This is a genomic window from Enterococcus sp. AZ091, from assembly GCF_051714805.1.
GTDB lineage: Bacteria > Bacillota > Bacilli > Lactobacillales > Enterococcaceae > Enterococcus_D > Enterococcus_D gallinarum.
The window spans coordinates 2339219-2352426 of the sequence record NZ_JBIOSO010000001.1 but is presented as its reverse complement, the minus strand read 5'-3'; the positions used below and the strand labels follow the sequence as shown (position 1 = coordinate 2352426).

Sequence of the window (13208 nt, the reverse complement as noted above, 5' to 3'; positions counted from 1 at the left end):
TGATTTGAAGATTCAATCAAAATGTAGATTTAGAAAAAATTAAATTTAACCAAAAGAATAATCAATGGGAATTAGTCTAGTATCGACAGAAATAGCGGAATAGGGGGGAAATAAATGACAGTTGCTGAACTAATTGAGGAACTAAAAAACTAGCCATCTGATGCAAAAGTTACCACAACAGTTGGTGGGGAAGTATGCGAAGAACCTTAGTTGGAGTACAACGATAACTACAACATTCTTGATTTAGGCACAACATGATTAAGTCAGCAATCCAACAAAAAAACTAGCTAGAAAGCTAGTTTAAAATAGAGATTAGATATTCTTCGGTGACTTTTTCTTGAGAAAGTAAGTAGCAGTATCAACAAGTAAAACCGCAATAAAAAATTTAACTAGGGAACTAATTATTTCTGGATGGGGAGTATTAGTAATAAGGCAAAATAAATAGAATACGATGCCAACGAAAAAAGTTGCAATTAGTCTTTTAATCAAATGTTGTAACACGAAGTATCACCCCTTATAGCGTTTGTCCAAAATTATACATCTATAAAATAAAAAGGCAATGTTATTTTATGCCGATTCATTTATCCACCGAAATAGTTGACTTCGAAGCGGTCATAAAATAATGGACCCTAACCAGCTAGAGAATAATGCAGTTATCCATTCAGAATCTTTTCTTCTGTTATCAAATGGAGTATAGCCGTTATAAGAATAGTTGTAATCAGTTTTCCATCCGCCAGAAGATGTTTGTTTTTTTCGGAGCACTTCCAACAGTGGGGAAACTTCTGGGCGATTAAAACTATTTGTTTTACTGACTATATAAACAAGATCCGTAAAGGAGAGCATATAACTTTGAGGAAACATAATGTCGGTAATATGAGCACTAATCGGTTGACGATTACTTAGGCGTTGGAACATATTGTGCTGTAACATATATTCTAATCCGATATGAATTAAATGATTTACCTCTTTATCTGGAACAGGAGAAAATTCACGATAGGTAATTAATGCTCGAATTGTTTTACCTATACCAATATAACAAGGAACATTCTTCATACATCCGCCATGTTTACAAATACCACTGTAGGGCCAAGTAGTTTTCGTAACACGATCAAAAACTTGATAGTTTTTAATCCAATAAAGCGCATTTTGAGCCTCCGTAGATTGATGTAAACCAAGTCGGCAGTAAGCTTCAAAAATCATTGCATTGTAACAAGGAACAATATCATTAATTGATCCGGTGTAAGAAAAACCTTTGTCAGTGGATAAATTTTTATTAATAAAGAGCATTAAGTTTTTTGTGTGTTCTAGGTAAATTGAATTCGGTATTTCTGCTATTCCGATTAAATTCCAGATATAACTCAATAGATTTTTATGTTCAATACTCGTCAACTTTTCAATAAGCTTTGAGTCTGTTAATAGACGCATCACTTCTATATGAGTCTGGTTTTTGAGTAAATTTTTTTCTTTAAGCAATCGAAGTTTTAATGCAGTATCCATTCCTTACACCTGCTTTTTACTTTAATTATAGCAAATAAAAGATGTTTTAAAAGTCAGTTATCCGACGAAATAAAAAACTACATTCTAGTATCCAGGTTGAAACGTGTGAAACAGAAACGCTATTTGACATGAATGGAACAGTGCTCAAAAAAATTAGTCGTGCAGAAGTGAGAAGAGGGGATATCTTTATCGTCGGAACTCCTGGGGCTTCTCATGGATCAGAAGGGCATACCGGTATTATTGGAACGGAATCCATACTGATAGTCATGATTCATACATGAGCACTCGATTAACGCATCATTTCTATCGAATTGTTACGATCGGCAATTCTGATGCAAACACTGACAACAGCACACAAATGATTAAATTGGCAATCGATGAGCAATGGGGACCACTTGTCACTCTACGTTTGCAAGAATACTACAATACAACTAGAGATAAAGTGATTAGTCATCAATACAAACAAAAGTACAATCAAAATATCTATTCCGCAGAATTTGATACTACTTTGATCGGATCCGACGTGATTCGTGCAATCCAGATGGGTCTCAAAGCAAGAGAATATTATTCTGGTGTAATTGATGGTCTATGTGGTGAAGCAACAATCAAAGCGATGCAAAAAGCATTAGGAACAACGGTTGATGGTATTATCAGTCCGCAATCCGATATGGTTAAGGCATTACAGAGAGCATTGAATAGCAATAAACTTCCATGGTAAACAAATAGCCCGCTTCGGCGGTCAATACATATGTTGCAGTAAAAAAACAAATCGTATATTAAATAAAAATTAATTTGAGAAAAATTTACTATTAATTTTTATATATTTCTTATAGACTAAAATAAAAAGATTCCATAAACAATTGGAGGGTTAAGAATGCTAATAATCATTTCTATTATATCCATTTTAGTAGCGGCTGTTTTAGCTTATTTTTTCTATGGTATTTTTGCAGTTCATATTGGTGAGATGCTAAGAATAAAAAAAGAAACAGGAATTCCGGTAACGGAGCAATTAAAAATTTTTTATTCACAATTAAAAGACAAAATAAAAAAGCAGTGATTTTCACTGCTTTTTTAGACTGTAGACTAAAAGCCTCTTCCTCCACCACCCATTTGGGTCCGACTAGATATAATTCTCCAAGGCTTAGTACCAATTTCCCATTGATGACCACGGTTGCCATTTACGGATTTTAATTGATTATGCATTCCATTTGCCACCATTGCATCCAAAGGGAGTCCTACAACTGCTCCATAAGCTTGGATAGCATAAATAGCTGCTCGTCCACCATACTTCCATGTTTTTACTATTGCTGAGTTTACTCCAATTGATATTCTTGTTTCTTTGCCAACCTTATAAGTTTTGATCCAAGAGCTACCTGTACGGAGCATATCCTGTCTTAGAGCGGCTTTGTATTTATCTTCGCCTAAAATACTCTTCACATTTATACCTGCAGATTCTGCTGCGTCGAATGCTTGTTGATTTGAGATGAAATAAAATTGTACATCTGTTTCTTCAACTTGTGCAGAAGTTGCTTGTTGAGCAGGGGGCACAGTAGTTGCATTTGCTACACTAGGACCTGACAATAAAAAAGTTGAAAGGAGCGTGAAAATAGAAAAAGTGGTGACTGACAGTTTCTTCATAAAAATACCCTCTCTCTTTATTTAATTAGTACAAATATATTATAAAACGATGTAGATGTAAAATCAACGGATAAAAACATGAATACAATATTTATTTATTGATTTAGTAGTAGTGTCTTGTCTCCTTTTTGTTCAAATGCAAACTGTCGTTTGGTATAATTCTTACATAATCCTCATACGATTATATCTGCTATAGGAAGCCTAGGAAAACGCTTGTTTTCGAGGCTTCCTTTTGGTTTAATTTATTTAGCAGATATGAATCAGAAGAGGCGGAGTTTATGGAAAATATTATTCAAGAAAGCACAATAAGAAATTTACCACAGTTTGATCCGAACACTAAATACTGGCTTGTAAGAGGCGAAGGCGGAATATTTTATGATGACTTTCTTATCAATAACTATATTGCGATAGGATGGAACGAATTTCTGCAGAGGAAGTTGATCAGAACGTTTGGAATTCAGATACAATTAGGGCTAAATTGATAAGTGAAAATGGACTTGTGTTCAACTCTAGAAACAAAAGAAAAATGGGATCTGCTGCTAAGCAAATGATTAAGTTTCAAAATGATATAAGGCCCGGACATATAATTTTAGTACCCTCGCAAAATTCCGAAAGATTTTCTGTAGGGGAAGTCGTGGGGGAAGTCTATTCTGAAGAAAAAGAATAGAAACTGCTTGCTTGTCCCTACGTAAAAAGAAGAAAAATAAAATGGATCGGTAAATTCAACAGATTTAAAGCAGATCCATTATTGCAAAAGGTAGTTTACGCTGCGCATACTGTATCTGATATTACACAATATAAAAGCTACATAAATAGAGCAACTTTTGATACTAGCGATTCTTAGAAGAGATCAACTGTCTCGCTTTTCATTTGTTTTGTAACGTGTATATATTTATCTAAAATGGGTGAGATTCTTGAATGACCCAATTGCTTTTGAACAGCTTTCGGCTTTGTTCCTACTTTTAATAACATAGTCGCATGAGTGTGTCTCAATGAATGATAATGGAAATCGAGAGCCAAAGTTTTTTGACTTTATTTGCTGACCATTTAATAGAGTAAGGTGTAACTGGTTCATCATTTTCTTTTGTGCAACCAAATGACGTCAGCAGGAATTCAGAAGCTTGTAAACCGGTTAGGGGAGCGAGCAGGAGTAACAAACGTCCATGCTCATAGGTTCAGACGTACTGCAGCAACTTTAGCAAGAATGCGTGGAATGCCGAATTTACGAGAACCCCACACTACTAAAACAAGCCGATGAATCGTAGACAATCCATTATTATAATTGACTGTTTTTGAGCTAAGTTAACTATCCTATACAATTACTGATAAGCAACAGGCTATGTTTCGCTAATTTGGGACAGGTCTAGTCGGTAAAGCTAGACCCAAAGACTTGCCAGACGAAGTCACACCAATTTATTCGCAAACAGCATGGTTTATACCAGCTCAAGATGTTGCGGTTGACTTGAAAGCTATATACGGTATTCCTCATGTAATTGTCCAAGGTACAGACTTCTATATTACCAAGTGACAGCCAACAGGTCCGTTCTTTTATCCTTCTTTGATGGATTTGATCGGTGAAGCGCCAGAAGTATACAAAGAGCATGCACAACGGAAGTTAATGGAATTAAAGTGTTAAAACGTGTGAAACAGAAACGCTATTTGCCATGAATGGAACAGTGCTCAAATAAATTAGTCGTGCAGAAGTGAGCAGAGGGGATATCTTTATCGCCGGAACTCCTGGGGCTTCTCATGGATCAGAAGGGCATACCGGTATTATTGGAACGGAATCCATACTGATAGCCATGATTCATACATGAGCACTCGATTAACGCATCATTTCTATCGAATTGTTACAATCGGCAATTCTGATGCAAACACTGACAACAGCGCACAAATGATTAAATTGGCAATCGATGACCAATGGGGACCACTCGTCACTCTACGTTTGCAAGAATACTACAATACAGCTAGAGATAAAGTGATTAGTCATCAATACAAACAAAAGTACAATCAAAATATCTATTCCGCAGAATTTGATCCTACTTTGATCGGGTCCGACGTGATTCGTGCAATCCAAATGGGGCTAAAAGCTAAAGGATATTATTCTGGTGTAATTGATGGTCTATGTGGTGAAGCAACAATCAAAGCGATGCAAAAAGCATTAGGAATTACGGTTGACGGAATTATCAGTCCAGTATCTGATATGGTTAAAGCATTACAGAGAGCATCGAATAACAATAGACTTCCATGGTAAACAACTAGCCCGCTTAGGCGGGCTAGTTTCTACAAATGTTATAGGTTGGCTTAAGTAATATAGGACAAACTAGATTTTATTTTTTATTGGAATCCTTATCCTCTTTTAGTACCTTTTTAAAAGAGTAGTAGTACCAGGATATCGTCGGGATAAAGACGAAGCTTAGTACACAAAAAAGAAATTGCTTTTGGATAAATAGTATAATAGTAGCAACTGAGAAGAACACTATTAGTACAATAAGAAATATATTTATTTTGGCTAAATATTTCCGGAATTCTTTACTCATATTACGCTAATATATATCCATCAAGTCTTCTGCCATCAACATAGTCAATCCCCCATGCTACAGCATATCCTAGACTTACTCCAGATAGGACACCCACAACATCTAAGCCAGCAGATAACCAAGAACCAATACTTATACCGATTCGAGCTTTTAATTGTTTTTCAATTGCACGTGTGATATTTCGTCTATTTGCTCTAATTATTTTCATTGCTTGACTTGCAGACTTGACACCAGCTCCAAATCCCAGAACAATGAAAGCAACGTCGATCACACTACCAACAAAACTTCGACTATTCCACCAGTGACGTCCGAATCCTCTTAATCGACGAGGACTATAACCCACTAAATTCAAGTATTCAGTTGTTGCTTGATCTATTCGTGCTTCATCTTCTGCAGTTAGCGTATATTCATCACTATTCACCACTTCTTCGGCAGAATTAATATTTGTTTCCTCTGCTGCTTCAGCATACTTTTCCTCTATGATTTCGAGAGCTTGTTCGCTTCGCTGTTCTTCTTCGATGTATTGATTATCCTCAGCGATAACAGTATTTTCCATCGTAGACAACTCATTTTTTGATGTTTCATTGCTAGTTATTTCACTCGCATGCGCCATTACAGCCGCTGTAGGCGATAACGCACCAAAAAGAATTATAGCAGATGCTATACCAACAAAACTTTTTAACCTTGACTTTTTCATATTTTCCCTATTTTCAATTTTTATTTTTATATTACTTTTATAAGCTATCTTAAATATATATTATTAGTAAAAATTAATAATATATGGACTATTTTTTCGTCTGAAATAAATGAAATGACGTAAACCTTTTGGTCATTTATAAATAATTTAGAACAAAAATAAATGTAGAAACCTATGTCGAGTTATTATTTAGATGAAAATATGAAAAAACCTCTTACTCAGAATCGAGTAGGAGGGATTTTTTTCGTTCTGATATCAATCTTTCCATCTCTTCTATATCCTCAAGAGTAGCTTGCTTGCGAAGAAAAGATCTAGTTGTACTACGATTGCGCAAATATCTTGCGTGTTCGCGATTTTTTTCTTGCCATTTCTTATTTGCTTCAGTCTGTTTGCTATTTTCTTCCAAGGGTACACGCCTCCTTTATTTACTTAAACCAAATAAGCCAAATGATTAATCCGATGAAACCTATCCAGGCAAGAGTCACTTTCCAATCTAATTTAATTTTCTCTAAAGTGATAATTATATTTTTCCATTCTTTTTTCATGGTATAATGAACATAGAAGCTAGGGGGTGTTAACCACCCCAGCTAAGTTTGATTGAGAACTTGAATATTAGAAGTGTGATTTCGAAGCCAACTTCTAATTTTCGGGCTCTCTTTTTTCTATGTCTCACTTTCTATATTTATATTATACTATCGATAGTATGGATAATCAAGCTTTTCCTGCCTTTTTTGTAAAAAAATAGCCCTTTTCAGGGCTCAAAAGGATCTGTTCAAAGACTCGAATTCAATCATAATTTTCGTTTTTCCAATCACCGAATACTTCTTCACAACAAACTGCTTACGATCGTTAAACTCACCAGCAACTACTATCCGCATTCCTTCGTCCACATCTGCTAAAAAGTTGAGACTGTGTGCAGCGATCAAACAATTTACATTATCCAGCGAGAAACGCACTAAAGGGGTCCTCGATATTTTCAACACTCGTGGCTTCGAAACTACACCTTTCAATGACTTCATGATTATCGCCACCGTATCGTTGTACATAGTAATTAAAATTAGTTTTCCCTAAAGTAAGTTTGACATAATGATCAACGCAACGAGTTCCAAAAACGCACTCTTGAGATTCAGATATACTATCAGGAAATTCCTGTACAAACTCTGAATAAGAAATATAGCCCTGCTCATACTGACTGATTACATTCATGAGAGATCAAACCATTTTAGCTCCCCGGCGTAAAATTCTACATTTCGAATTTCCTCATATTCAACGAGAGTAGAATCAACGTAAATTCCTATTTCATTATGCCCGGAAAGGCAGCCTACAATGTCCGGCAAGAATTTGTCATTCTGGGTGTAGTTAAGCTGAACAGCAATCTTTTTATTTTTCAAGAGAGCCTCTTGAAGAAATTCTCCAATTTCTTCAATTTCCATTTCCGGTTTAGGTGGGTAAGTGTAGCTCGTTCCTTTTCAACTTTATTTACACTTGTTGTATGTTCCGATAAAAAGAAACCTATCCATTTTAATTTTTTCCGGTTCTCGTAATGTTTAATCATTCCCATAATTATCACTCCTCACGGAATTTGTACGAACCTTTATTCGTTTTTTTGTAAAGCGAACAGATTATTAATTCCCACATTATTCCCACGAAAAATGTAAAAACATATAATATTCCAGAAATTAAAATAACTCTATATAAAAGAGCACATAGAAATACATCACTGTATTAAAGTCGATTATAAACGCTCAAATAGATCTGGATAAAAGGATAGAAAAGGGTATAAAAATGAGATATTTTAAGAAGCCTTCATGGCCGTTTTGAAAATGGACGAGGATGAGCCGAAGAAATAAGATTTTAAAAGTAAGATCAATAGGAGTGGGTTACAAACAATATTACATTTTCAGTTGTGGTTTTATTGCTATTGGTATAATATAAAAGTATCTTATGGAGGAGATGCTTTTTTTTTGCATTCAAATTAAACAAGAGCCTAGATTTAAGATAAGGAAAATTCTAAAAAATAAACTAAGTCCAAAGAAGTTGTTAAAAATGATAGGGATTACTCGTCAAAATATAATATGTTATGCGGATGGAAAACAAATACCTAGTTTAGATATTAAGTAGGAACCATTCTCAATTTTGAAAAAAATTTTATGTGAAAAATCCGAAAACCGATAGTTTATCTACTCATATTAAGACAAACGGAGAAAGAGATAACTCAACAAGTGTTATCAGAAATGCTTGATGTTTCTAGATAAGAAATATGTAGTAGGACACCACTAAAAAAGACAAATGCGAAAATTGATGGTTTATAAGTTGTTTGTATGGTAAAAAATTGGTTCAAAGAAGCAGAGTTTTTTCAAAAGATTAGTGATTCTTCTATGTATTGATATACAAAAAATCGAGGTATTTCTAACACAGAAACATTAGATTGGCATGTACACTTAAATAAGGTTTCATAGATATGGAGTAAAAAAATTTTTTATGATAGGAGAAAAACATTGGTCTTTTTTGAAAGTTTTCATTTTGATGAATCAGATACTAAATTTATATTTAGTAAAGATAGTCTTTGTTTTCAAGAAGTTATTGATTCATTCAGTAATGCAAAATCTATTGTTGTAGTTACATATTCACTTCCGACAAGTAAAAATAGTAAAGATAGTTTTTTAATGAATTCTATTTTAGAAGCTACAAAAAACGAAATTCCAGTAAAAATTATTACAAATATTCCTGGAAGATTTGAAGAGTATTATAATAAAGGAAGTAAAAGTAAATCAAGACAAAAAATAAGTAAATATGTAGAGAGTTTCAATCCAAAAAAATTTGGTTATCTGTTGACTATGTACTTCAACTTTAATAACCATATTAAAATTATCATGACAAATGAGATCGCTTTTGTAGGATCAGCGAATTTCAGTGAGGCTAGTGGTAATAATTATGAATCAGGGATAATATCACGAAATCCTTCTTTTTTAAGACACTTGACAAATAAAATTATTCCAGAGATTGAAAAGGAGTCTTTAGGATACTACGACTCAATTGAAAGTGAGATTTTATTGGATAATATAATAGCTCTATTTTATGTTGAGGACTATATTCAAAGAGTACTAACAGATATTTCTCAAACAAGTTTTTATATTACTGGTACGAAATATGGAGTAGGAAAAGAATTTAACGATTGTAAGGATTCATCTGACGAGTTGCGTTGGAAGAGACTAATTCACGTATCAGATATGCTAGAATTTTTTTGTGACCATTTAACTGATTTAGATAGTACCTACTTTAATTATGATAAGGACCTACAAGAATTCAAGAAATTTTATGATGAAACTACCGAATTTCTTTGTACTAAAATAGCTAACTTAGGATTGAGAATCGAAGAAGGAAAAAAATTTGATGAGTATGAATTCATCATGAATTTGGTTGAGGAATTGGAACATAGTTCAATTGGATACCTAGAAGACAATTCTTCTCTCGAAATAGCACAAAATATGGCATATCATGAATCCCAAAATCGAATGTATGAATTACGTGATGATCTAATCAAGTTAATGGATTTTATCCAAGAGTATATCGATACGGTCTCTGAAGGGCGAGAACAATTAGGGAAATTTGTTTCTAAATACAATAAGTTGAATAGAAGAATTGATAATACGAATTTACAGCAAGAATAATTTTAAACTTTTCTGATTAGATATTCTTGGAATTTAATACCACCCCAAAATCTTCCGACAACTTTTTCGAATAGTTACAAATCAACTTATATAGGGAGACATTAATTATGAAAAAAATGGTAGGAATAGTTCCTTTTCTATTATTGATTTGGCTGCATTTAGCCTATGGTACTTTTGGTAAAATGTCTGTGTTTCACCAATCTTTTATGGCCCTATCTAATTTTTTAGATAGTGTTGTACAAAACAATCTTGCGTCAACATTAATTCTTTTTTTAGGAATTCCTTTATTGTCAATAATTGGTTGTTATTATAGCCTTTTTAATGAGAAGGATAGCTCCCAAAAAATATTTTTTGGAGGCATGGCACTCGTATCAATTATTAGTTTTGGTATCTTTCTATTTATTACGTTAATGGGTTTAACAAATCAATAATCAATAGAGAAATAATAGATTTTTATGTGTAGAAATCAAAATCCCTCGTACTCGATTCTGGGTAGGAGGTTTTTTGTCAAAGTACAAACATACGTTCGAAATGATGTGAGACATAGTCCTCAACTATCAGAACTGTATGAAGTGTAGCACAAAAGTACGAATATGATTAGCTATACTCAAAAAATAAAAAAACAAGAGATACAGAATTCTTATTTGCTAGTCCAATCACAAACATAAAATCTAACAATAATGTTTTACTAAATCAAAGACCCTAGCCATGCTAAGGCCTTTCTTCATTGCTTCAAATTCAATCATAATCTTCGTTTTAATAATCACCGAATACTTCTTCGCAACAAACTACATTAGTTTTAATCATCTGTGAATTTATTTATCGATCTTTTTAATAAATAGTAATACCAAGATATCATTGGAATAAAAATAAAACTTAGTAGGTAAAAGAGGTAATTTTTTTGAATAAATAAAATAATCGTAGCAATAGAGAAGAACACTAGTAACACTAAGAATAGATTGATGGCCGTATTACATGTCTCTTAAAGTTTTTACTCATAACTTTCCTGCTTTCATTTTAGTGAAAGTATATCATTTTCCATAAATTCACTTGATGCTTTTTGAATTGTAGTGGGCTTTGTTTACAATAGAGACTTGTTAATTGATTCATATAACAAGTAAAATTTTTTTAAAACATTTTTGCATACTTACTTATTGAAAACAATTTATAAAATCACTTTCATATTATAAATAACTGGATTTTTATCAAATAAAAGTTCAAAATACTTATAGAATATAATAGGTTTTTTCATCAAAAAAGCTAGAGACTTCAGAATATTTTAGCGAAAACTTATTATTATCCCCATTTATTAACCATTCTGAGGAGTATACTGCTTCTGTTAAATGAAAACCACGAAAGAAAATTAACTGATTTCCCTAAGAATAGAGGAGAACATTTTAGCTCACATGAATGAATGCTAAGTGGATGCTTTCTTTGATGAGACAGCCTCCTAATGGTGTGTTTCTGTAGAATAGTTAAGTGTAAATCTGGTTACAAAATTTAAAAAGTGTTGAGGAGTCCACTATGCAAAAAATTTTTCCCAAAGTTCCTGCTGTTTCGAACAATAGTCGTTTATTTGCTATTCTAATGGCTTTTTCAGGAGGAGCAATAGATGTCTATTGTCACAATTATTTACATGGACTAGTTGCTACACAGACCGGAAATATAATATTGATGGCGTCGAATTTATCTCACAATGATTGGCAGCAAATGCTTCCTAAAATCCTATCTATCATCATGTTCACAGTAGGTTTTTTATTAGGGATTCTTCTTAAACGGAGTAACTTCAGTGACTACTGGCGAAGTTACACCATGTTGCCTGCGATTTTATCTAGTTTTGTCATTCCATTATTACCTCAAGATCTTCAGCTTTTTAAAATTGGTATTCTTGCTTTCGGGAGTGGTTTACTTATGCTGACGTTTAGCGGTACTCAAATTGAAGGAAATCCTTATACGATTATGATGACCTCGGGGAATTATCGTAAGATGCTTAACGAGTGGTACTTGTATTTGACCTCAAAAGATAAATCTTCCATGCAAAAACGGAATGCACACAACTATACTATAGTCGTTGTCTCTTTCATAGTTGGTGCATGTTTACTAGCCTTTATCAGCCAGTCTTTAAAAATGTATTCGATTTGGATAGTAACGATCACATTTACCATTTCTTTTTTTATTGAAATTTACCATGCCAAGAAGACGAATAAATAAAACGTCAAAGCAACATGTATGTTAAACAAGCTAAGTCTTATTTTTAAACATATGACCACTAAGTATTATTGATGAAAAGAGAAATTAGTGGATGAAATTCGTACAAAAGAACAAGTGAGATAGTTATGGCAATTGGGGAGTTTAAAAAAGCGCAAAATAATTTCTGCCTTTCTGACTTTTCAAAAAGACTGTTGAACAAACTGATTATAAATACACTACCTAATTGATCAGATAAGACACAAGATAATGTAATCGAGCCCGTATCAAATTTGTTAATAGGGTCTCACGAAAAGTTATATTTTTAAGTTTAATCTATTAGCTAGTGTCTCCAAGTATTTGCTTTTTGATGGATGAGCCATAGAGCCATAATAGTTTATCAGTTTTCTCTCAAAAGAGTCACATAATAACCAAAAAAGTAAATATTATTTACAGAATGATTATTGTAACTAAAAATCTCTCTTACACGGAATTAAGTAGGAGAGATTTTTACGTTCAATTCAATTTTTCCTTAGTTCGTTAAGAATAGGTGATTATTACATTAATCTTTAGTATTGTTATCAAACAGTCGTCAAACTAAAGAAGTGTCATACTTCTTTGGAATCGTTGATGCCATGTTTAACAGCAAGCCGAATGATCCAGTATAAGACAAAGCCAATAAAACCATACCAAACAAAACTGAAAAGCCACATTTTGAACTCCTCCTTTTTACTAAATCATACCACGATAAAAAATAGTCACTTACAAATATTTAGAAAAGAGAAAAGAGGATAATTAGTCTTCATGTCTCTCCAAAGCACCATTGCTCATTAAAATAACTTCTCTTAGAAAAAATAATACTTAAGAATAAGGATTTTTCCATTTTGGGAAGATCTTTTTTTTGCTAAGGAACCGTATGTCAAACAAAACAACAAATATTCTTTTGATAATAAAATAATCTATGAATAAATTATTGAT

The 13208-nt window shown here is 33.1% G+C and carries 16 protein-coding genes and 1 pseudogene; 10 read left to right on the top strand and 7 right to left on the bottom strand.

What is annotated here, in order from left to right:
- Positions 1 to 612: 612 nt before the first annotated feature.
- Positions 613 to 1497 carry a hypothetical protein gene (locus tag IGJ28_RS11655; RefSeq protein WP_252711928.1) on the bottom strand — a complete coding sequence of 295 codons (885 nt, stop codon included), beginning with the start codon at positions 1495 to 1497 and terminating at the stop codon, positions 613 to 615.
- A gap of 128 nt (positions 1498 to 1625) precedes the next feature.
- Here IGJ28_RS11655 and IGJ28_RS11650 point away from each other — a divergent pair, with 128 nt between their 5' ends.
- The 3 genes from IGJ28_RS11650 to IGJ28_RS11640 all read left to right on the top strand — a co-directional run bounded on the left by IGJ28_RS11650 (position 1626) and on the right by IGJ28_RS11640 (position 2554).
- Complete coding sequence (locus tag IGJ28_RS11650) at positions 1626 to 1778, top strand: peptidoglycan amidohydrolase family protein (RefSeq protein ID WP_176333567.1); 153 nt, start codon at positions 1626 to 1628, stop codon at positions 1776 to 1778.
- Complete coding sequence (locus tag IGJ28_RS11645) at positions 1775 to 2215, top strand: peptidoglycan-binding domain-containing protein (RefSeq protein WP_252711929.1); 441 nt, start codon at positions 1775 to 1777, stop codon at positions 2213 to 2215. Before IGJ28_RS11650 ends, IGJ28_RS11645 begins: the two co-directional genes overlap by 4 nt.
- Before the next feature lie 156 nt (positions 2216 to 2371).
- A complete protein-coding gene (locus IGJ28_RS11640; protein WP_103300809.1) occupies positions 2372 to 2554 on the top strand; it encodes a hypothetical protein in 183 nt (60 codons plus the stop codon).
- 26 nt (positions 2555 to 2580) lie between these two features.
- Here IGJ28_RS11640 and IGJ28_RS11635 read toward each other — a convergent pair whose 3' ends face one another.
- The gene (locus IGJ28_RS11635) at positions 2581 to 3135 is read right to left on the bottom strand and encodes a hypothetical protein (RefSeq protein WP_252711930.1); all 555 of its coding nucleotides are present in this window, start codon (positions 3133 to 3135) and stop codon (positions 2581 to 2583) included.
- 412 nt (positions 3136 to 3547) lie between these two features.
- On the opposite strand from IGJ28_RS11635, the gene IGJ28_RS11630 reads away from it, so the two are divergent.
- A complete protein-coding gene (locus IGJ28_RS11630) occupies positions 3548 to 3802 on the top strand; it encodes a hypothetical protein (RefSeq protein ID WP_438845406.1) in 255 nt (84 codons plus the stop codon).
- Between the two features lie 173 nt (positions 3803 to 3975).
- On the opposite strand, the gene IGJ28_RS11625 is transcribed toward IGJ28_RS11630, so the two are convergent.
- Positions 3976 to 4107 carry a hypothetical protein gene (locus IGJ28_RS11625; protein WP_252711932.1) on the bottom strand — a complete coding sequence of 44 codons (132 nt, stop codon included), beginning with the start codon at positions 4105 to 4107 and terminating at the stop codon, positions 3976 to 3978.
- A 124-nt stretch (positions 4108 to 4231) separates the two neighbouring features.
- Here IGJ28_RS11625 and IGJ28_RS11620 point away from each other — a divergent pair.
- The 3 genes and pseudogenes from IGJ28_RS11620 to IGJ28_RS11610 all read left to right on the top strand — a co-directional run.
- Positions 4232 to 4351, top strand: a pseudogene (locus IGJ28_RS11620) (site-specific recombinase); the annotation flags it as partial.
- A 487-nt stretch (positions 4352 to 4838) separates the two neighbouring features.
- On the top strand, positions 4839 to 4952 hold the full coding sequence (locus IGJ28_RS11615) for a peptidoglycan amidohydrolase family protein (protein WP_252711933.1): 114 nt from the start codon (positions 4839 to 4841) through the stop codon (positions 4950 to 4952).
- Positions 4949 to 5389, top strand: coding sequence for a peptidoglycan-binding domain-containing protein (locus IGJ28_RS11610; RefSeq protein ID WP_252711934.1), 441 nt, complete (start codon positions 4949 to 4951; stop codon positions 5387 to 5389). The genes IGJ28_RS11615 and IGJ28_RS11610 overlap by 4 nt, the downstream gene beginning before the upstream one ends.
- Positions 5390 to 5676: 287 nt before the next feature.
- Here the strand turns inward: IGJ28_RS11610 and IGJ28_RS11605 are convergent, their stop codons facing one another.
- From IGJ28_RS11605 to IGJ28_RS11590, 4 genes are all read right to left on the bottom strand, one after another.
- Complete coding sequence (locus IGJ28_RS11605; protein ID WP_252711935.1) at positions 5677 to 6372, bottom strand: hypothetical protein; 696 nt, start codon at positions 6370 to 6372, stop codon at positions 5677 to 5679.
- 214 nt (positions 6373 to 6586) lie between these two features.
- Positions 6587 to 6778 (bottom strand): hypothetical protein, encoded by a 192-nt coding sequence (locus IGJ28_RS11600; protein ID WP_252711936.1) that lies wholly within the window; start codon positions 6776 to 6778, stop codon positions 6587 to 6589.
- Between the two features lie 352 nt (positions 6779 to 7130).
- Complete coding sequence (locus IGJ28_RS11595) at positions 7131 to 7391, bottom strand: hypothetical protein (RefSeq protein WP_138372222.1); 261 nt, start codon at positions 7389 to 7391, stop codon at positions 7131 to 7133.
- 183 nt (positions 7392 to 7574) lie between these two features.
- Positions 7575 to 7805 (bottom strand): hypothetical protein, encoded by a 231-nt coding sequence (locus tag IGJ28_RS11590; protein WP_230320924.1) that lies wholly within the window; start codon positions 7803 to 7805, stop codon positions 7575 to 7577.
- 1065 nt (positions 7806 to 8870) lie between these two features.
- On the opposite strand from IGJ28_RS11590, the gene IGJ28_RS11585 reads away from it, so the two are divergent.
- From IGJ28_RS11585 to IGJ28_RS11575, 3 genes are all read left to right on the top strand, one after another.
- On the top strand, positions 8871 to 10043 hold the full coding sequence (locus IGJ28_RS11585; RefSeq protein WP_175413550.1) for a phospholipase D-like domain-containing protein: 1173 nt from the start codon (positions 8871 to 8873) through the stop codon (positions 10041 to 10043).
- Positions 10044 to 10150: 107 nt separating this feature from the next.
- On the top strand, positions 10151 to 10474 hold the full coding sequence (locus IGJ28_RS11580; RefSeq protein WP_176333571.1) for a hypothetical protein: 324 nt from the start codon (positions 10151 to 10153) through the stop codon (positions 10472 to 10474).
- 1093 nt (positions 10475 to 11567) lie between these two features.
- Entirely contained in the window at positions 11568 to 12254 is a 687-nt protein-coding gene (locus IGJ28_RS11575) for a YoaK family protein (protein WP_438845405.1), read from the top strand.
- Positions 12255 to 13208: the final 954 nt, after the last annotated feature.

Bases quoted from the DNA above. Each gene is read 5' to 3' on its own strand.
- IGJ28_RS11645 (WP_252711929.1), top strand. From the start codon at position 1,775: ATGAGCACTCGATTAACGCATCATTTCTATCGAATTGTTACGATCGGC.
- IGJ28_RS11650 (WP_176333567.1), top strand. From the start codon at position 1,626: ATGAATGGAACAGTGCTCAAAAAAATTAGTCGTGCAGAAGTGAGAAGA.
- IGJ28_RS11605 (WP_252711935.1), bottom strand. From the start codon at position 6,372: ATGAAAAAGTCAAGGTTAAAAAGTTTTGTTGGTATAGCATCTGCTATA.
- IGJ28_RS11610 (WP_252711934.1), top strand. From the start codon at position 4,949: ATGAGCACTCGATTAACGCATCATTTCTATCGAATTGTTACAATCGGC.
- IGJ28_RS11580 (WP_176333571.1), top strand. From the start codon at position 10,151: ATGAAAAAAATGGTAGGAATAGTTCCTTTTCTATTATTGATTTGGCTG.
- IGJ28_RS11575 (WP_438845405.1), top strand. From the start codon at position 11,568: ATGCAAAAAATTTTTCCCAAAGTTCCTGCTGTTTCGAACAATAGTCGT.
- IGJ28_RS11655 (WP_252711928.1), bottom strand. From the start codon at position 1,497: ATGGATACTGCATTAAAACTTCGATTGCTTAAAGAAAAAAATTTACTC.
- IGJ28_RS11640 (WP_103300809.1), top strand. From the start codon at position 2,372: ATGCTAATAATCATTTCTATTATATCCATTTTAGTAGCGGCTGTTTTA.
- IGJ28_RS11625 (WP_252711932.1), bottom strand. From the start codon at position 4,107: ATGTTATTAAAAGTAGGAACAAAGCCGAAAGCTGTTCAAAAGCAATTG.
- IGJ28_RS11630 (WP_438845406.1), top strand. From the start codon at position 3,548: ATGGAACGAATTTCTGCAGAGGAAGTTGATCAGAACGTTTGGAATTCA.
- IGJ28_RS11635 (WP_252711930.1), bottom strand. From the start codon at position 3,135: ATGAAGAAACTGTCAGTCACCACTTTTTCTATTTTCACGCTCCTTTCA.
- IGJ28_RS11595 (WP_138372222.1), bottom strand. From the start codon at position 7,391: ATGAAGTCATTGAAAGGTGTAGTTTCGAAGCCACGAGTGTTGAAAATA.
- IGJ28_RS11590 (WP_230320924.1), bottom strand. From the start codon at position 7,805: ATGGAAATTGAAGAAATTGGAGAATTTCTTCAAGAGGCTCTCTTGAAA.